Consider the following 17,745-nt stretch of genomic DNA (forward strand, 5'->3'; position numbering starts at 1 on the left):
GTGGTGTGCCATGCTACACCAAACCCGTCCGCGACCCCCACCCATCAAAAGCCCGCCGCACCATGCCAGACAACAGCCCCTACGACCCCGAACTGGGCGACTGGCAGACCCTCACCAGCTTTGCCAACCCGACCGAGGCTTGGCTGTTGCAAGGCCGGCTGCAAGCCTGCGGCGTGCCAACCATGGTGGCCGACGACCAGATGGCACAGATCTATTCTTTGCTGGCGCAAGCCATTCCGGCCCGCGTGATGGTGCCGCAGCAGCGGCTGACCGAAGCCCAAGCGATCTACCAGGCCTTTTTGCGCGGCGAGTTTGCGCTGCGCGACGACGACCCCTCTCCATTCGGGTAGCCCGTTGGGTCTGCCGGCAGCCGACGCTGCGCGGGTAAATCCCTATACACAACAGTGGTGCATCTGCGTAGAATCAGTTGGATTGTTGATGCAAGCGGTTTCCATACCTTGCATGCACAAGGTCAGAGGAGACAACCCTGAACGTCGAACAATTGTTTTGCTCGGTCAAAGAACCGATTTCGGACCAAGCCTGCAAGGCCCAAGCCCCGCCAGCCCCGTGCTGGCGTTTTCATTGGGCGCTTGCCTAGATGGCCTGCGCTCAGGCCCGTGTATCGAGCAAAGCACCCAGCGTTTGGTCCGTCTTGAGCGCCATGCGCAGCGCCAGCAAGTTGGCGCCAAAATCGGCAGCTGCGGCGCGCTGTTGCACCACATCCTGAACCAGATCGGCCCCCGGAGCGGGCAAGCGCTCGACCTGCGCGAGCACCCCGCTGGGCAGTTGCGCCTGCTGGCGCACTTGGCTGCGCTGAAACCCCGGCGTTTGGGCGTTGGCCACGTTGTGGGCCGCCACATCCAAGCGCAACTGCGCCGCCCGCATGCCTGATAGTCCGGGGAGCGCCAAGTTTTGCACGGTGCGTAGGGGTGGTTGGTGTGGCTGGTTTGCCGCAGTGTAAACCGCCCAAGCCAGCGCTGCAAGCCTGCCTGTTGCCCGAGTGGGGCCAAGCCTAGGCACAATACGCTTGGGCGGTGGGGCGCGTCGCCTCCAAGCCCCCCCGATCCACATTGTCCGCGCACACCCTCACTTCTGCCATGTCTCAGCCCCTAATCGACGAACTTGAGCGCGCCCGGCGCAGTGGCCCGGTGCGCGACATCCTGATTCCGCCATGCCCGGAGCTGCTGCGACAGTTGCAACAGGCCATGGCCGAGGCGGAACCCGATTTGGTCGAGATCGACCGCATTGCCAGTTCCGATGTGGCCATGGCGGCGGCCTTGATGCGCCACGCCAACAGCCCCCTTTTGGCACTGGAACACCCGGTGCAAACGGTTGGCCGCGCCATGACGGTGCTGGGCTTGCAGGCCGCGGTGCAGCTGCTCAGCGGCTTTTTAACGCGCCGGGCGCTACCGGTGCATTCGCCGCTGTTGCGGCATTTCTGGGACACCTCGACGCGGCGCGCACTGGCCTGCGCGCACATCAGCAGGCAACTCTACGACCTCGACGCCGGACTGGCTTACAGCGCCGGCTTGTTTTGTCATGTGGGCATGCCGGTCATGCTCGGCGGCCTCAAGGGTTATGGCAGCACCATCGCGGAAGCACTGGCGCGGCGCGACCGCAGCTTTTCCCAGACCGAAGAGGCCAACCACCGCACCGACCACGCGGTGGTGGGGGCGATCGTGGCCCGCACCTGGAACCTGCCGCCCGAGGTGGCGCTGGCGGTGCGGCTGCACCACGATTTCAGCTGCCTAGGCGATGCCCGCATTGGTGCCCCAGTGCGCCAACTGGTGGCGCTGTTGCTGGTGGCCGACTACCTGGTGCTGCAGCACGAGGGCGTCAACGCACCCGCCGACTGGGCCCGTTGCGGAGCCGCGTGTTTGGCGCATTTGCAAATCGATGCCGCTGAAGTGGAGCACTGGATCGACGAGTTGCACCCGGTCTTTGAGGCCGTCTCCCTGCACTGAACAGGCAAGCGCCGGCTCAGAGCGGGTGCTCGGTGTAGAAGCGCCCACCGTGGTAGAGCAAGGGCCGGGCATCTGGCCGATGCTCGCAGCGCTCGACCGCGCCGACGAAGATCAGGTGGTCGCCCTCGGTGTGTAGGCTGTGGTGTCGGCACTCGAAGCGCGCCACGCCGCCGGCCAGCAAGGGCACGCCGGCGGGGCTGGGCTGGTGTTCCACCCCGGCCCAGCGGTCGATGCCGGGGGTGGCGAAACGCAGCGCCAGGTCGCGCTGCGAGGCCGCCAGCACATGAATGGCAAAGTGCTGGGCTTGCTGAAACACCGGCAGCGCGTTGGAGCGCAGCGCCAAGCTCCACAGCACCAAGGCCGGCTGCAAGGAAACCGAATTAAAAGAGTTCACCGTCAGCCCGACCGGGCTGCCATCGACCGCACGGGTGGTGACGATCGTCACGCCGGTGGCAAAGCGGCCCAATGCGGCGCGCAGGTCCTGCGGGGAGGGGTGTGGTGCGGCGGTGCGTGGCGTCATAAACGGGCTAGATTGTCACCGAAACCGCCCTTGCCCCCATTTGCATTCAAGGCGCAAGGGATTTATAGCGGTCCGTACTCCGGGCTTTGCCCGCTCATCTGACGCGCCAGCGCCCGCCCCGAGCCCGCCCCCAGCGTCCAGCCCAGGGTGCCGTGGCCGACGTTGAGCCACAAGCCGGCGATGCGGCTGGGGCCGATCAGCGGAACGTTGCTGGGGGTGGTGGGGCGCAGGCCGCACCAAAAGTTGGGCGCTCCGCCTTGTTCGGGCAAGCGGGTATCGGCCACCTCGGGGAACACCGCCTCGATGCGCTGCAACAGGCGTGCGCAGCGCGCCCGCGCCAGCGGGGTATCGAGCGCGCGGTCCATGCCGGCCAATTCGAGCGTGCCCGCGACCCGCAACTGGTCCCCCAGACGCGAGACGGCCATTTTGCATTCGTCGTCGATCAGGCTGAGCGCCGGCGCACGCTCGGGCCGCAGCAGCTTGAGCGTGGCGCTGTAGCCTTTGCACGGATACACCGGCAAATGCAAGCCCAAGGGCTGCGCCAGCGCCACCGAGTCGCTGCCGCAAGCCAGCACGAAGGCGTCGGCCTGCAGCACCCGGGTCACACCGGTGCGTTGGTGCCTGAGCACCGCTCGCTTGAGCACCCCGCCTTCGAGCGCCAGCTGCTCGATCAGGTGTCCATACAGCAGGTGCGCGCCCGCGCTCTGGCAGCGCAGCGCCAGCGCCTGGGTAAAGGCACGCGCATCGCCATGCTCGTCGGTGCCGGTGTAGCAGCCCCCCAGCAAGCGCTCGGCAAAGGGCTGCAGGGCCGGTTCGAGCTGCAACAACTCGTCGCGCCCGAGCTGGCGCCGCTGCACCCCGAGCGCCCGCATCATTTCGGTGACGCGGGCGGCGCCGCGCAGGCTGGCGGCGTCGGTGCAATAAAGCGCGATGCCGCGCTGGCTGCGCTGGTACTCGATGCCGGTCTGCTGCACCATCTGCTCCAGGGTGGCCTGGCTGTAACGCGCCAGCGCCACCAGTTGGCGCAGGTTGCGCTCGAAGGCGCTGTGCGTGCACTGGCGCAAAAAACGCAACAGCCACGACCACTGGGCCCGGTCCCACTGCGGCCGCAGCAGCAACGGGGCTTGGCGCTGCAGCATCCAGCCCAAGGCCTTCAGGGGCGTGTCGGGATGGGCCCACGGTGCGCTGTAGCCGACCGAGATTTGGGCCGCGTTGGCAAAGCTGGTTTCCAGCGCCGCATCGCTTTGGCGGTCCACCAGCGTGACCTCGTGCCCGGCTTGCAACAAATGCCATGCACTGCAGGTACCGATGATGCCAGCCCCGAGGACGACGACGTGCATGCAAGCTCCTTTCGTGGGCCGCTTGGGGCCCGTTGTGCCGCTGATTTTGCCGCATTCCCCAGCTCAATCCACGCCACGGCCCCAAGTGCCTGCTGGCAGGGGGCTCCGATCAAGCGGCGGGCATTCGATCAGTTGCTGCGCCAAAAATCCGGCTTGTTCGTTTTTGTCGGCGTAACCCAGCGGATTGGCCACCACCCGGCAGCGCCCCACCGTGTAGTCGTGGGCGCAATGCAAATGCCCGTGCAACCACAGATCGGCCAGCGGCAACAGCTCGTCGAGGGCGTTGCAGAAGCCGGCGCTGCCCGGATTGAGCCCGTAGCGCGGGTCATGGCTGCGCAGGCTGGGGGCAAAGTGCGTCACCACCACGGTCGGACCTGGGTGCGCTTGCGCCAGCGCGTGGCGCAACCACTGCTGGCACAGCAGGGCTTGCTCGCGCATGGCCGCGGCGTCAAAAACCTGGCCATGGCGCAGCGTCTGCATTTTGCGCAGATAGTGGTTGGCGGCCCGAAAGGCGCGTTCGCGCAGCTTGAGCCGCCGCGCCAGCGGATCGACCGGCAGGCCGCGACCGCTGTGCGGCTGCTCGGCCAAGGCATCAAAGTCGCTCCACAAGGTGGTGCCGACAAAACGCACGCCTCGGTAAATCCATTGCTCACGCTCCAACCAAATGATGCCAAGCCGCTCGCAGCAGGCGCGCAGGGCCTGGTGGGTGGTGTCGAAGTCGAGCCCGTCGTATTCGTGGTTGCCCGGGCAAAACAGCACCGGCGTGGGCCAGCCCGCGTACTGCGGCAAGGGCGAGAAGCGGCGCAAACCCCAGTCGGGCTCGCTCATCAGGGGCGGCGCGGGGGGCGCTGGCAGCGGCTCCGATGCAAGCGGCTGCAGCCGGGCGGCGGCCGGGCTGTCTCCAGCGAGCGGGGCGGCGGCCAGGGCGGCTTTGGGCACCGATGCGCTTTGGTAAGACCCAATGTCGCCCGCCAGCACCAACACATCGGCCCCCGGGGCCGGACGGGCTTGCCAGTTGGGCTGGACTTCGAGGTGCAAATCGCTCAGAAGCTGGATTTTCATGCGGTGAGGGCGATTCCCCATGCGGGGCGCCGAATAAACAAGGGCTGGCTCCCCTTGCACAAGACCGCAACGGGCAAGCAAATGTAAGGGATTGAAAAATCGCTTGGCAGCCACCTGGGGTTTACCCTAAGATCGGACCTTGGTAATGCTGCAGTGCAGCAAAAGGAGATTGACGATGTACGCATCAACCCCCACACCGGCCGACTCCGGGGCCCTAGAGTCAACCCACCCGCCCACAAATGCGCCCGCCATGGTGCGTGTGCAGCCGCAACCGCCGCTCAGCCCGCACCTGCTGCACCGACGCGCTTGGGTGCGTCCACTGGCGGTGCTGCTGCTGGCGCTAGGCGTGGTCTTGCTGGCGCTGGCCAGCGCGCAACTGTTGAGCGAGCGGGCCAACGATTATCTGCTGCTGGCCTGGCTGGCTTTGTGGCTGCTGCTGTTTGCCGGCTGCCTGTTGCTGGCCGGCACCGCACACCGCATGGCCCAGCGCAGCGCCGAGGCGCTGGACCACTGGGCCCAGCGACGTGCCCAAGCCCGTGCCGACGCCCGCTTCGCCGCGCTGGCGCAACACGACGCCCGCCTACAGGCCGAATTGCGCGCGCAGCAAGATGCCCAATCGGTTGCGCCCACGCGCCCTGCCCGATAATGCCGTTAACCGCCCTTTGCCCACCCCCACGCACCGATGAACGAAGCCCACCCTCCGCTCTGGCTGCGCCGTGCCCTGATCGCCGCACTGCTGAGTGTGCTGCTGCTCGCTGGGCTGGTCGTGTTGCAGCCCTTTGTCACCGCAGTGGTCTGGGCGGCGATCTTGGTCTATGTTTCGTGGCCGCTGTACCAGCGCCTGCTGGCTCGCTTTCATGGTCGGCGCGGCTGGGCCGCGTTCACGATGACCATGGCGCTGGCCGTGGTCTTGGTCGCGGTGCCGGCCTGGCTGCTGTTCATGCTGCAGCGCGAGGGCTACGGCGCGATGCGCGACGCGGTCGCCCTGCTGCGCGCCGGGGTCGAGCTGCCGGAACCGCTGGCGGCCATCCCTTGGCTCGGCCCCTGGCTGGAGGAGCGGCTGGCGCTGCTCGGCGGCGACCGCGAGGCCTTGGGCCGCCAGCTCGCCGCAATGGGCGAGCAGTGGGGGCAGTGGCTGGGTGCGCACGCGGTCAGCCTGCTGGGCGATCTGGGCCTGAATGCGATGCGCTTTGCGATCGCGCTGCTGACCGCCTTCTTCTTGTTCCGCGACGGCGAGGAGTTGATTGCGCAATCGCGCCAGGTGTTGCAGAGCCTGCTCGGAGCGCGCGTGCGGGGCTACTTCGACGCGGTCGGCGACACCACCCGCGCCGTTGTCTATGGCCTGTTGTTGGCGGCCATCGTACAGGGCTTTATGGCTGGGCTGGGCTACTGGGCGGCGGGCATCTCGGCGCCGGTCTTTTGGGGCGCAGCAACCGCGATGCTGGCGCTGATCCCGTTCGGCGCGACGCTGATCTGGGTGCCGATGGGGCTGTGGCTGCTGCTCACCGGCCACATCGCCGCTGGCGTCGGCCTGCTGCTCTGGGGCATGCTGGCGGTGAGCTGGATCGACAACCTGGTGCGCCCGCTGGTCATCAGCGGCGTATCCAATGTGCCGTTCCTGATCGTGCTGTTCGGCGTGCTCGGGGGACTGGGCGCGTTCGGCCTGATCGGACTCTTCGTCGGCCCGGTCATCTTGGCGGTGCTGCTGGCGATCTGGCGGGAGTGGGCCGCCAGCGAGGCCGCCGCCGTGCGGGCAGCGGAGGCCACCGAGGCCACAGGCGCGGCCGGCACCGCACTGCCGAGCGCGCACACGCCCGCTGCGCCGGCCACAGGCTCACCGCACGCCTAGCGGCATCTCTAGGAAGTCCTTAAGCGTGCGCGCCTGCCGCCAGCCGCTGCTCCAGCCGCGCCTTGACCGCCAGCAGCTCGGGCGGCAGGTGGTGCGCCAGTTGCTCGAAGTGCGCGCTGTGGCTGGCCAGCTCTTGTGCCCAGTCGGCGGCGTCGATGCGGCTCACGGTCTCAAACTGCTGCGCGCTGAAATCCAGCCCATCCCAGTTCAGATCGGCGTAGCGCGGGCTGGTGCCAAAGGCGTGCGCCTGCCCCTCGGCCTGGCCCTCCAAGCGCTGCAGCATCCAGTGCAGCACGCGCATGTTGTCGCCAAAGCCGGGCCAGACGAACTTGCCATCGGCGCCTTTGCGAAACCAGTTGACGCAGAAAATCGCGGGCAGCCGGGCCCCGCTGGCCTCCAGGCGGGCCCCGAGGCTGATCCAGTGCTGGAAGTAGTCGCTCATGTGGTAGCCGCAAAAGGGCAGCATGGCAAAGGGGTCGCGGCGCACCACGCCCTGGGCCCCAAAGGCGGCGGCGGTGGTCTCGGAGCCCATGGTGGCGGCCATGTACACGCCCTCGTTCCAGCTGCCTGCCTGCGTGACCAAGGGCACCGTGCTGCTGCGCCGGCCGCCGAAGATGAAGGCGTCGATCGGCACCCCGGCCGGGTCGTCCCAAGCCGGGTCGAGCGCCGGGTTGTTGGTGGCCGAGACGGTGAAGCGCGCGTTCGGGTGCGCCGCCTTGGCCCCGCTGGCTTGGGCCAGTTGCGGCGTCCAGTCGCGCCCCTGCCAGTCGATCGCGTGCGCCGGGGCTGGGCCCATGCCTTCCCACCAGACGTCGCCGTCGTCGGTGCGCGCCACGTTGGTGAAAATCACGTCGCGTTCGAGGCTGCGCATGCAGTTGGGGTTGGTCAGGGTGTTGGTGCCGGGGGCCACGCCAAAGTAGCCCGCTTCGGGGTTGATGGCGTACAGGCGCCCGTCGGCACCGGGCTTGATCCAAGCGATGTCGTCGCCCACGGTGCTCACTTGCCAGCCCTCAAAGGCCTTGGGCGGGATCAGCATGGCGAAGTTGGTTTTGCCACAGGCGCTCGGGAAGGCGGCGGCGACGTGGTATTTTTTGCCCTGCGGGTTGGTCACACCCAAGATCAGCATGTGCTCGGCCAGCCAGCCCGGGCCACCGTTGGGGCCTTGCGCGGCCTGGCGCCCCATGGCCGAGGCGATGCGCAGCGCCAGGCATTTTTTGCCCAGCAGCGCGTTGCCGCCGTAGCCCGAACCGTAGGACCAGATTTCGCGCGTCTCGGGGTAGTGCACGATGTATTTGGTGCTGGGGTTGCAGGGCCAAACCGCATCGGCCTGCCCCGGTTGCAGCGGGGCGCCCACGGTGTGCATGCAGGGCACGAATTCGCCCTCGCGCCCCAGCACCTCATAGACGGCGCGACCCATGCGCGTCATGTGGCGCATGTTGACGACCACGTAGGGGCTGTCGGAGAGCTCGACCCCGATGTGCGCGATCGGCGAGCCCAGCGGCCCCATAGAGAAAGCGATCACGTACAGGGTGCGTCCGCGCATGCAGCCTTGAAACAGCGGCTGCAAGGTGGCGCGCATCTGCGCCGGATCCATCCAGTTGTTGGTCGGGCCGGCGTCATCGGCTTTTTCGGAGCAGATGTAGGTGCGGTCTTCGACCCGAGCCACGTCAGAGGGGTCGGTGCGGGCCAGGTAGGAATTGGGGCGCTTGGCCGGGTTCAGGCGCTCCAGGGTGCCGGCCTCGACCATCTGCTGGCATAGGCGGTCGTATTCGGCCACGCTGCCGTCGCACCACTCGATGCGATCGGGCTGGCACAGGGCGGCCATGTCGGCCACCCAAGCCAGCAGGCGGGGGTGTAGTACCCAATCGGGTGCGTTCAGGGCCAAGCCCGACATCGCAGGTGCGTTCATGCAATCGACTCCAAAGACTAAAAAACGGATGTGGGAAATCCCCGACGAGGGACTTACCGGATCCGTTTGGGGGCCTTGCTGGAAGGTGCCATGCGAGCCGCGTGGGTACAAACTTGAATTTTATGAAATGCGCGTGAAATTGGCTGAATTTTCTCATGCAAGACTTGCATAAACTGATGCCGCCTCTGCGATGGCCGTGCTGGCCCTACCCCGGCAGCCGGCTTTGCCACAGGCCCGCAGGCAGCCCTGCCGGGCCTCAGAGCCGGCGCTCCAGCACGCGCAACACCTCGGCGCCATAGGCCTGCAGTTTTTTCTGGCCCAGTCCCGGAATGCCCTGCAGATCGGCCAAGGTGCGCGGCTGGCGCTGCGCCAGCGCCTCCAGCGTGGCGTCGTGAAAGATCACATAGGCGGGCAGGTTGTGCTCGCGCGCCACTTCGGCGCGCCAGGCTTTGAGCGCGGCCAGCGTTTCGCGTGCGGCCAGCGGCAGCGTGCTGGCGGCGCTGCTGCGCGTGCGCGCGGTAGCGGCCGGCGTGGTGCGGGTGCGGGCCTGCAGTTTCAAATACACGCTTTGCTCGCCCTTGAGCACGGCGCGCGCGCCTTCGCCCAGGCGCAGGGTGTTGAAGTGCTCGCCATCGACCCACACCGCCGCGCGCGCAATGAGCTGGCGCAGCAGGCTGCGCCATTCGCTCTCGCCCAGTTCAGCCCCGATGCCAAAGGTGCTCAGGCGCTGGTGCCCGTGCTGCTGCACCTTGTCGGTGGCCTTGCCGCGCAAAATGTCGATCAGGTGCCCGGCCCCAAAGGCGCTGCCGCTGGCCTGCTGCACCCGAAAGATGCACGAGAGCAGCTTGCGCGCCGCCTCGCTGGCGTCCCAAGTCTGGGGCGGGGCCAGGCAGTTGTCGCAATTGTGGCAGGCGCTGGAGTCCTCACCAAAGTAGCCCAGCAGGCGCACGCGGCGGCAGTCGCTGGCCTCGGCCAGGGCCAGCAGGCCGTCGAGCTTGCCGCGCATGGCTTGCTTGAATTCGTCGGCGGCCGGGCTGGCGTCGATCAGGCTGCGCTGCTGGATCACGTCTTGCAGCCCGTAGGCCATCCAGGCATTGGCCGGCTGGCCGTCGCGCCCGGCGCGGCCGGTCTCCTGGTAGTAGCCCTCGATGTTTTTGGGCAAATCGAGGTGCGCCACGAAGCGCACGTCGGGCTTGTCGATGCCCATGCCAAAGGCGATGGTGGCGACCATGATCAGCCCGTCTTCGCGCAAGAAGCGGTCTTGGTGGCGCTGGCGCGTGGCGGCGTCGAGCCCGGCGTGGTAGGGCAGCGCCTGCAGGCCATGCGCCGCCAGTTGCGCCGCCACGTCTTCGACCTTGCGCCGCGACTGGCAATAGACCACACCCGCGTCGTGCTGCAACTGGCCATTGACCTGGCTGCTGTGCTCGCGCTCGATGAAGCGCAGCAACTGCTGCAGGCTGTCTTTTTTCTCGACGATGGCGTAGCGGATGTTGGGCCGGTCGAAGCTGCTCACGAAGGTGCGCGCCTGCTGCAACTGCAACTGCTCGACGATGTCGGCCCGCGTGAGCGCATCGGCGGTGGCGGTCAAGGCGATGCGCGGCACGCCGGGAAAGCGCTCGTGCAGCGCCACCAGACTGCGGTAGTCGGGCCGGAAATCGTGCCCCCACTGGCTCACGCAGTGCGCCTCGTCGATGGCAAACAGGCTCAGGGCGCCGCGCTCGTACAGGGCTTGCAGTTGCGCCATGCAGCGCGCCGTGGCCAGCCGCTCGGGGGCGGCGTAGAGCAAGGTGAGCGCGCCGCTCATCATGCGCCGCTCGACCGCTGCGGCCTGCTCCGGGCTCAGGCTGGAGTTGAGGTAGGCCGCCTCCACCCCGGCTTCGAGCAAGGCCCCCACCTGGTCGTGCATGAGCGCGATCAGCGGCGAGACCACCACCGTCAGCCCGCGCCCGGCGCGCTGCCGCACGATCGCCGGCACCTGGTAGCACAGCGATTTGCCGCCGCCAGTGGGCATGAGCACCAGTGCGTCGCCGCCCGCGCTCAGGTGCGCCACGATCTCGGCCTGCGCGCCGCGAAAGGCGGGGTAGCCAAACACCTCTTGCAGCACCTGCAGGCAGGGGTCGGCGCTGGCGCGGTCCGAGCGCGGCCCGTCCAAGCCAGACCCGGGCTCCAGCCCCGGCTCGGTCACCGCCCCTGGCTGCAGCCCTAGGGGTGCCAGCGCCGCTTCAGCCACGGGCTGCGTTCACATCTGCTCCCACGGCAGGCCGTCGAAACGCCAGCCGTTGCGGGTGGAGCGGTGAAAGTTCGCATCCAAGTCGCCCTCGAAGCCGTGCAGCACGTGCGCCACTTCGCCAAAGCCAGCCGCCTCCAGCGCCGCCCCGGCATCAAGCGTGCGCTTGCCGCTGCGGCAGATCAGCAGCAGCGGGCGCTCCTTGCTGCCGGCTTCGCGCTCGACCTGCTGCACGAAGCGCTGCGCATCGGGGCGCAGTTCGGGGTATTCGTACCACGGCACTTGCACCACACCGGGCGGGCGGCCCACATAGAGCGACTCGACCTCCATGCGCACATCGACAAACAGTGGGCGTTGCTCGGCCGGGCGCGCGCTGAGGCTTTGCAGCCAGTCCCAAGCTTGGCGGGGTAAAAGGTGTTGCATAGGGGCCTATTCTCGCCGCAGCAGCCGCGCCGCCTCGCGCGCAAAGTAGGTCAGCACGCCGTCGGCCCCGGCGCGCTTGAAGGCCAGCAGGCTCTCAATCATCACGGCGTCGTGCGCCAGCCAGCCGTTTTGCGCCGCCGCCTTGAGCATGGCGTATTCGCCGCTCACCTGGTAGGCAAAGGTGGGCACGCGGAATTCATCCTTCACCCGGCGCACGATGTCGAGGTAGGGCAGGCCCGGTTTGACCATCACCATATCGGCCCCTTCGGCCAGGTCGAGCGCCACTTCGCGCAGCGCCTCGTCGCTGTTGCCGGGGTCCATCTGATAGACTTTTTTGTCGGCGCGGCCGAGGTTGGCGGCGCTGCCCACCGCATCGCGAAAGGGGCCGTAAAAGGCGCTGGCGTACTTGGCGCTGTAGGCCATGATGCGGGTGTGCACATGGCCCTGCGCCTCCAGCGCCTGCCGGATGGCGCCGATGCGGCCGTCCATCATGTCGCTCGGGGCCACGATATCGACCCCGGCCGCCGCCTGGCACAGCGCCTGCTGCACCAGCACCTGCACCGTGGCGTCGTTGACGATGTAGCCGCTGTCATCGAGCAGGCCGTCCTGGCCGTGGCTGGTGTAGGGGTCGAGCGCCACGTCGGTCATCAGGCCCAGCATGGGAAAGCGCGCTTTCAGCGCCGCCACCGCGCGCGGCACCAAGCCTTCGGGGTTGCAGGCTTCGCGCCCGTCCGGGGTTTTGAGGGCTGGGTCGAGCACCGGAAACAGCGCCAGCGCCGGAATGCCAAGCTCCACGCACTCCTGCGCCACGGGCAGCAACCGGTCCAGGCTCAAGCGCTCCACGCCGGGCATGGAGGCCACCGGCTCGCAGCGGTCGCTGCCGTCGAGCAGGAACACCGGGTAGATCAGGTCGTGCGCCGTGAGCTGGTGTTCGCGCACCAGGTTGCGGCTAAAGGCGTCGCGGCGCAGGCGGCGCGGCCGCGACAGCGGAAAAGGGGCGGGGGGCTGGCTCATGCGTGTATTGTGGCAAACTCTGCCGCACAGATGCGCGGGCCTTGAGGGTCGCAAGCGCCTTGCATGTGTTTTTTCATTTTGAGCCCATGCCCCCTTCCAACCCGACCCCTGCCCCAAGCGCTCCTTGGACCCCTGCCGTCGAGCCGCTGGCGCCCGATCAGGCTTGGCGCATGGCCGAGCATTGGCCCGAGCTCAGCGCCGCACTCACCGCCCAAGCGGTGGAGGCGGCCGACCGGATGTTGCGCGGGCTCGAGATGCTGGTGCAGCGCGAGCGCCTGAGCGCCGCCGAAATGCAGGTGCTGGCCACCCCGGCCCTGCGCTTGCAGCGTTGCGCCAAGCAGGTGCAACAGATCCTGCGCACGCAAAGCGGCCAGGTGCGGCTGTCGCACGAAAAAATCGATTTCGCGCAAGTGGTCGACGCGGCGCTGCACGATCGGCGCGATGAATGGGTGGCCCGCGGCCTGACGCTGCAGCGCTTTCTGCAACCCGTCGAGCTGTTGATCGACCCGACGCTGGGCTACAGCCTGTGCCTGGCGATGGTCGATTGGGCACAGCGCTTTGGCGAGCACCTCGAGCTGCGCCTTGGGCTCGACCCCCTCCAGCCCGGCGCGTTGTTGTCCCTGCGCACGCAGGATGGCAGCCCAGCCGCAGATGCCGAACGGCTGCAGCATGACTCGATCGAATGGCTGTTGTTGCGCCAACTGGCCGCCACCGATGGCGGCATCGAGCTGCAGCGCCGCGCGACCGAAAACGGGGTCGAACTGAGCGCGCGCTTTCGCCGGGTGTCGGCCGCGCCCGAAACCCAGCCAGCCGATGGCTCGGCCGCCCCGCTATCGAAAGCGCCAGCGCCAGCGCCGCCCGCCCAAGCCAAGCTGGGGCCAGCGGCCCAGTCCGGTGCGGTGCTGGTGTGCTCGGCCGACCCCGCTGTGCGCCGCGAAACGCTGGCCCTCTTGCACCCGATGGGCTTGGCGGCCAGTGCCGTCGCCAGCGCGGCCCAAGCCTTGGCGGCCTTGGGCGAGCGCCAAGTGGCGCTGCTGATTTACGACCAAGAGCACCCACCCGCCGACGCGCCGCAGTTGCAGCAAGCGCTGGCGGGCGACGGCGCTGGGCTACCGGTGTTGCGGCTGGTGCGGCTGCGCGCCACCGCCCACGACGAAGGCGGCGGCGACACGGCGGTGATGTCAGAAAAAATGCAGGTCCCAATCGACGCACTGCCGGCCGCGCTGGCGCCCGCCGTGCGCTTCGCGCTCTCGAACTTGGGTTAAGCGCGAGCCGACTGGGCCTTGACCTTGAGCCGCCAGGCGTGCAGCAGCGGCTCGGTGTAGCCGCTGGGCTGCGCACAGCCCTTGAACACGAGGTCGAGCGCGGCTTGGTAGGCGGCGCCGTCGGGGTGCGCCAGCAGGCTGCGGTAGGCCGGGTCGGCGGCGTTCTGGGCATCGACCTTGGCCGCCATGCGGGCAAAGGACTGGCGCACCTGGGCCTCGCTCACCACCCCGTGCAGCAGCCAGTTGGCCACGTGCTGGCTGGAGATGCGCAGCGTGGCGCGGTCTTCCATCAGGCCGATGTCGTTGATGTCGGGCACCTTGGAGCAGCCCACGCCTTGGTCCACCCAGCGCACCACGTAGCCCAAAATGCCTTGGATGTTGTTGTCGAGCTCGGCTTGTTTGTCGGCCTCGCTCCAGTTGGGCTGCGCCGCCACCGGCACCGTGAGCAAGCCCTGGAGCAGGGCGGCGCGCTCGGCGTCGGCGTCGATGCGCTCCAACTCTTGCTGCACCTCGGCCACGTTCACCTGGTGGTAATGCAGCGCGTGCAGGGTGGCTGCGGTGGGGCTGGGCACCCAGGCGGTGTTGGCGCCGGCCTTGGGGTGGGCGATTTTTTGTTTCAGCATCTCGGCCATCAGGTCGGGCATGGCCCACATGCCTTTGCCGATCTGCGCCCGCCCGCGCAGGCCCATCCCCAAGCCCACCAGCACGTTGTTGCGCTCATAGGCGGCGATCCAGGCGCTGGACTTCATCTCGCCCTTGCGCACCATGGGGCCGGCCTGCATGGCGGTGTGCATCTCGTCGCCGGTGCGGTCCAAAAAGCCGGTGTTGATGAAGGCCACGCGGCTGGCGGCGGCGGCGATGCAGGCCTTGAGGTTGACGCTGGTGCGCCGTTCTTCGTCCATGATGCCCAGCTTGACCGTGCTCTCGGGCAGGCCGAGCAAGCGCTCGACGCGGCCAAACAGTTCGGCGGCAAACGCCACTTCCTGCGGCCCGTGCATCTTGGGCTTGACGATGTAGACGCTGCCGCTGCGGCTGTTGCGCACCGGCTCACCACTGGGCAGGCGGCCGTGGCCTTGCAGGTCGTGCAAGGCGATGGTGGTGGTGAGCACCGCATCCAAGATGCCTTCGGGGATTTCGCGCGCCACGCCTGCGGCATCGGTGTAGAGGATGGCCGGATTGCTCATCAGGTGCCCGACGTTGCGCACGAACAGCAGCGAGCGCCCGTGCAGGCGCAGCTCGCCGCCGTCGGGCCGGGTGTAGCGGCGGTCGGGGTTGAGGCCGCGCGTCAGGCTTATGCCCCCTTTGTCGAAGGTTTCGGTCAGGCTGCCGCGCAAAATGCCGAGCCAGTTGCGGTAGCCCAAGATTTTGTCTTCGGCATCGACGGCGGCCACCGAATCTTCTAGGTCCAGAATGGTCGAGAGCGCCGACTCCAGCACCACGTCGGAGATGCCGGCCGGGTCGGTGCGCCCGATCGCGGTCTGGCGATCGAGCACGATTTCGATGTGCATGCCGTGGTGCTGCAGCAGCAGCGCGCTCGGGGCCTCGGGCGCGCCACGGTAGCCCAGCAACTGCTGCGGCTGGCGCAGGCCGGTCTGCTGGCCGTCGTCTAGGCTCACTTGCAGCGCCCCGGCGACGATGCGGTAGCCGCAGGCGTCTTGGTGCGACTCGATCGCCAGCGGGGCGGCTTGGTCGAGGAACTGGCGCGCAAAGGCGATCACGCGCGCGCCGCGCAGCGGGTTGTAGCCGCGCCCGCGCTCGCAGCCCTCGGACTCGGGGATGGCGTCGGTGCCATAGAGCGCGTCGTAGAGCGAGCCCCAGCGCGCATTGGCGGCGTTGAGCGCGTAGCGCGCGTTCAAAATCGGCACCACCAGTTGCGGCCCGGCCTGCAGCGCCAGTTCGGCATCTACATTGGCGGTGCTGGCGCGCACGCCGCTGGGCGCGGGCACCAGGTAGCCTATGCCTTCGAGGAACTGGCGGTAGGCCGGCATGTCGGTGATCGGGCCCGGGTGCGCGCGGTGCCAGCGGTCCAGCTCGGACTGCATGCGATCGCGCTCGGCCAACAGGGCGGCGTTTTTGGGCGCCAGATCGGTGACGAGGGCCTCAAAACCGGCCCAAAAAGGGGCGCTCTCGATGCCGGTGCCGGGCAGCACCTCGTGGTTCACAAAGTCGTACAAGGCGCTGGCAACTTGCAGGCGGCCGGCGGCGGTGCGGGCGGTGGACATGAACGATGGGCTCCAATGAAAAAACGGGCGCGCGCCGGGGCTGGCGGCAGCCGCAACATTTGAGTGTAATCGCTCAAAACAGGCTGTGCAGCAGCAGCCCCGCCATGCCCCACATCATCAGCGCCACCACGCCGTCGAGGGCGCGCCACAGGCGCAGCGAATGGAGCCGCTGCCCGAGCCAGAACGCCGCCCCACCCAAGAGCAAAAACCAGAGCAGCGAGGCCGTGGCCGCGCCCAAGCCAAAGTCGGGGCCCGCGGCACCCCAGGCCAGCGAGGCCGAGCCGATCAGCACCGCCGTATCGAGCCAGGCGTGCGGATTCAGCCAAGAGAACGCCAGCGCCGCCAGCACCGCTTGCAGGCGCGAGATCGGCACCGCAGCCGGGGGGGAAGCCGGGGCCAAGGCCAAGGGTGCCAGGGTGCCGACGGAGCCAGCCGCAGCAAGCGGCGGCCGCCAGGCGCGCCGAAACGCCAGCCCACCGTAGATCAGCAAAAACACCACCCCGGCCCCGACCAGCGCGCCGTGCAGCTGGTCCGACAGCCCGCCCAACTGCGCCAGCCCCAGCACCCCGAGGGCGATCAGCGCCAGATCGGCCAGCACGCACACCGCCACCGTCAGCCCCACGTGCTGGCGCTGCAAGCCCATGCGCAGCACATGCGCGTTCTGCGGCCCGATCGCCATGATCAGCGACAAGCTCAACAGCAGGCCGGCGGCAAAGGCCGGGGTGGACAGGGTCAGGGTCACGCAATCTCTCCAGCAAGGGCAGGCAAGGGCAGGGGGTTGCAGCCATTCAAGGCCTAGGCAGGCACTGCGGCCCAACAGCCGCAGCGCGCAAGTGGCAGCGCCTGACCTTGAGTGTGCCCCAAGCCGCAGCTTGGTTTAGGGTATTTAAATTAAATTGATTCGCTTAAATTACACTTGATAGGATTCGCTTGCCTCAACCCCATCCCAACCGCCCATGCTCGATCCGCGCCACCTGCAAGCCCTCAGCGCCGTGGTCGAGCAGCGCAGCTTTGCCGCCGCCGCCCACAGCCTGTCGCTCACGGTGGCGGCGGTGTCGTTGCGCATCAAGGCGCTGGAGGAGTCGCTCGGCCAGCGCCTGCTGGTGCGCGGCAAACAAGTGCGCCCCACCGCCGCCGGACAAAGCCTGCTGACGCACGCCAAACGGGTGCAACTGCTGGAAGCCGATTTGCTGGGGGCGCTGGCGGGCTCGGCCACGGGGCCGCAGCGGCGCGCGCACTGGCACAGCCTGTCGGTGGCGGTGAATGCCGACTCGGTGGCGAGCTGGTTTCTGCCCGGCGTCGCGCCCCTGTTGCTGCAGCAGCGCCTGCTGCTCGACGTCTGGATCGACGACCAAGACCACACCCACGACGCGCTGCACAGCGGCGAGGTGCTGGGCTGCGTCAGCACGCTGGCGCAAGCCATGTCCGGCTGCCGGGCCGAGCCACTGGGCACCATGCGCTACCGCTGCGTGGCCACCCCCGAAGTGGCGCAGCGCAGCCGCAACCCCGAGGGGGCGCTCTCGGTGCACCGCTTGCTGGAGTGGCCGGCCGTGATTTTCAACCGCAAAGACGCGCTGCAAGACCGCTTTCTGGCGCAACACTTCGGCCTGCACCAGGCGCACTACCCGCGCCACTTCGCCCCCGCCATCGACGCCTTCGAAGCCGCGATCGAACTCGGCCTGGGCTGGGGCATGGTGCCCGAGCTGCACCTGCAGCGCCGCCCAGACAGCGCCACGCCGCTGGTGGACCTGCTGCCCGGGGCCGCGGTCGAGGTGGCGCTGTACTGGCACCACTGGGCGCACGAGCCGCTGAGCGCGCAGCGCCTGACCGATGCCGTCAAAGCCGCGGCGGCGGCGGCGCTGGGGCCTGCCGTGGCCGACTGAACCCACCCAGACCCAGCGCACCCCCGGCACACACCCGGCAGCAAGCCCCGACAAGCCCTAAAATCCC

Annotated in this window: 16 protein-coding genes; 6 read left to right on the forward strand and 10 right to left on the reverse strand. The window is 68.3% G+C overall.

What is annotated here, in order from left to right:
- The first annotated feature begins 62 nt into the window (after positions 1 to 62).
- A complete protein-coding gene (locus SRAA_RS10720; protein WP_052467564.1) occupies positions 63 to 350 on the forward strand; it encodes a putative signal transducing protein in 288 nt (95 codons plus the stop codon).
- A 259-nt stretch (positions 351 to 609) separates the two neighbouring features.
- Here the strand turns inward: SRAA_RS10720 and SRAA_RS10725 are convergent, their stop codons facing one another.
- The gene (locus SRAA_RS10725; RefSeq protein WP_231849285.1) at positions 610 to 918 is read right to left on the reverse strand and encodes a flagellar basal body protein; all 309 of its coding nucleotides are present in this window, start codon (positions 916 to 918) and stop codon (positions 610 to 612) included.
- Positions 919 to 1,097: 179 nt separating this feature from the next.
- On the opposite strand from SRAA_RS10725, the gene SRAA_RS10730 reads away from it, so the two are divergent.
- Positions 1,098 to 1,964, forward strand: a complete 867-nt coding sequence (locus tag SRAA_RS10730) for an HDOD domain-containing protein (protein WP_045532654.1) — start codon at positions 1,098 to 1,100, stop codon at positions 1,962 to 1,964.
- Positions 1,965 to 1,980: 16 nt separating this feature from the next.
- Here the strand turns inward: SRAA_RS10730 and SRAA_RS10735 are convergent, their stop codons facing one another.
- The 3 genes from SRAA_RS10735 to SRAA_RS10745 form a co-directional block, all read right to left on the reverse strand.
- The gene (locus SRAA_RS10735) at positions 1,981 to 2,484 is read right to left on the reverse strand and encodes a flavin reductase family protein (RefSeq protein ID WP_045532655.1); all 504 of its coding nucleotides are present in this window, start codon (positions 2,482 to 2,484) and stop codon (positions 1,981 to 1,983) included.
- Between the two features lie 62 nt (positions 2,485 to 2,546).
- Positions 2,547 to 3,824 (reverse strand): D-amino acid dehydrogenase, encoded by a 1,278-nt coding sequence (locus SRAA_RS10740; RefSeq protein ID WP_045532657.1) that lies wholly within the window; start codon positions 3,822 to 3,824, stop codon positions 2,547 to 2,549.
- 63 nt (positions 3,825 to 3,887) lie between these two features.
- Positions 3,888 to 4,886 (reverse strand): metallophosphoesterase, encoded by a 999-nt coding sequence (locus SRAA_RS10745; protein WP_082040036.1) that lies wholly within the window; start codon positions 4,884 to 4,886, stop codon positions 3,888 to 3,890.
- A 175-nt stretch (positions 4,887 to 5,061) separates the two neighbouring features.
- Between SRAA_RS10745 and SRAA_RS10750 the strand changes: the two genes are divergently transcribed.
- Both SRAA_RS10750 and SRAA_RS10755 read left to right on the forward strand, forming a co-directional pair.
- Positions 5,062 to 5,532: a hypothetical protein gene (locus tag SRAA_RS10750; RefSeq protein ID WP_144318753.1), complete on the forward strand. Its 471-nt coding sequence runs from the start codon at positions 5,062 to 5,064 to the stop codon at positions 5,530 to 5,532.
- A gap of 36 nt (positions 5,533 to 5,568) precedes the next feature.
- Positions 5,569 to 6,735 (forward strand): AI-2E family transporter, encoded by a 1,167-nt coding sequence (locus SRAA_RS10755; protein ID WP_045532661.1) that lies wholly within the window; start codon positions 5,569 to 5,571, stop codon positions 6,733 to 6,735.
- Positions 6,736 to 6,754: 19 nt separating this feature from the next.
- Here SRAA_RS10755 and SRAA_RS10760 read toward each other — a convergent pair whose 3' ends face one another.
- The 4 genes from SRAA_RS10760 to hemB form a co-directional block, all read right to left on the reverse strand.
- Complete coding sequence (locus SRAA_RS10760) at positions 6,755 to 8,644, reverse strand: phosphoenolpyruvate carboxykinase (GTP) (RefSeq protein WP_045532663.1); 1,890 nt, start codon at positions 8,642 to 8,644, stop codon at positions 6,755 to 6,757.
- A gap of 256 nt (positions 8,645 to 8,900) precedes the next feature.
- Positions 8,901 to 10,814, reverse strand: coding sequence for a DNA helicase RecQ (gene recQ, locus SRAA_RS10765; protein ID WP_420834933.1), 1,914 nt, complete (start codon positions 10,812 to 10,814; stop codon positions 8,901 to 8,903).
- A 69-nt stretch (positions 10,815 to 10,883) separates the two neighbouring features.
- On the reverse strand, positions 10,884 to 11,294 hold the full coding sequence (locus SRAA_RS10770) for a rhodanese-like domain-containing protein (RefSeq protein WP_045532665.1): 411 nt from the start codon (positions 11,292 to 11,294) through the stop codon (positions 10,884 to 10,886).
- 6 nt (positions 11,295 to 11,300) lie between these two features.
- A complete protein-coding gene (gene hemB / locus SRAA_RS10775) occupies positions 11,301 to 12,308 on the reverse strand; it encodes a porphobilinogen synthase (protein ID WP_045532667.1) in 1,008 nt (335 codons plus the stop codon).
- An 86-nt stretch (positions 12,309 to 12,394) separates the two neighbouring features.
- On the opposite strand from hemB, the gene SRAA_RS10780 reads away from it, so the two are divergent.
- Entirely contained in the window at positions 12,395 to 13,573 is a 1,179-nt protein-coding gene (locus SRAA_RS10780; protein ID WP_144318754.1) for a hypothetical protein, read from the forward strand.
- On the opposite strand, the gene SRAA_RS10785 is transcribed toward SRAA_RS10780, so the two are convergent.
- The gene (locus tag SRAA_RS10785) at positions 13,570 to 15,795 is read right to left on the reverse strand and encodes a malate synthase G (RefSeq protein ID WP_045532671.1); all 2,226 of its coding nucleotides are present in this window, start codon (positions 15,793 to 15,795) and stop codon (positions 13,570 to 13,572) included. The genes SRAA_RS10780 and SRAA_RS10785 overlap by 4 nt on opposite strands.
- A 73-nt stretch (positions 15,796 to 15,868) precedes the next feature.
- On the reverse strand, positions 15,869 to 16,537 hold the full coding sequence (locus SRAA_RS10790; RefSeq protein WP_420834918.1) for a LysE/ArgO family amino acid transporter: 669 nt from the start codon (positions 16,535 to 16,537) through the stop codon (positions 15,869 to 15,871).
- A gap of 214 nt (positions 16,538 to 16,751) precedes the next feature.
- On the opposite strand from SRAA_RS10790, the gene argP reads away from it, so the two are divergent.
- Positions 16,752 to 17,678, forward strand: coding sequence for an HTH-type transcriptional regulator ArgP (gene argP, locus SRAA_RS10795; RefSeq protein WP_045532673.1), 927 nt, complete (start codon positions 16,752 to 16,754; stop codon positions 17,676 to 17,678).
- Positions 17,679 to 17,745: the final 67 nt, after the last annotated feature.

It is taken from the genome of Serpentinimonas raichei, assembly GCF_000828895.1.
Taxonomy (GTDB): domain Bacteria; phylum Pseudomonadota; class Gammaproteobacteria; order Burkholderiales; family Burkholderiaceae_C; genus Serpentinimonas; species Serpentinimonas raichei.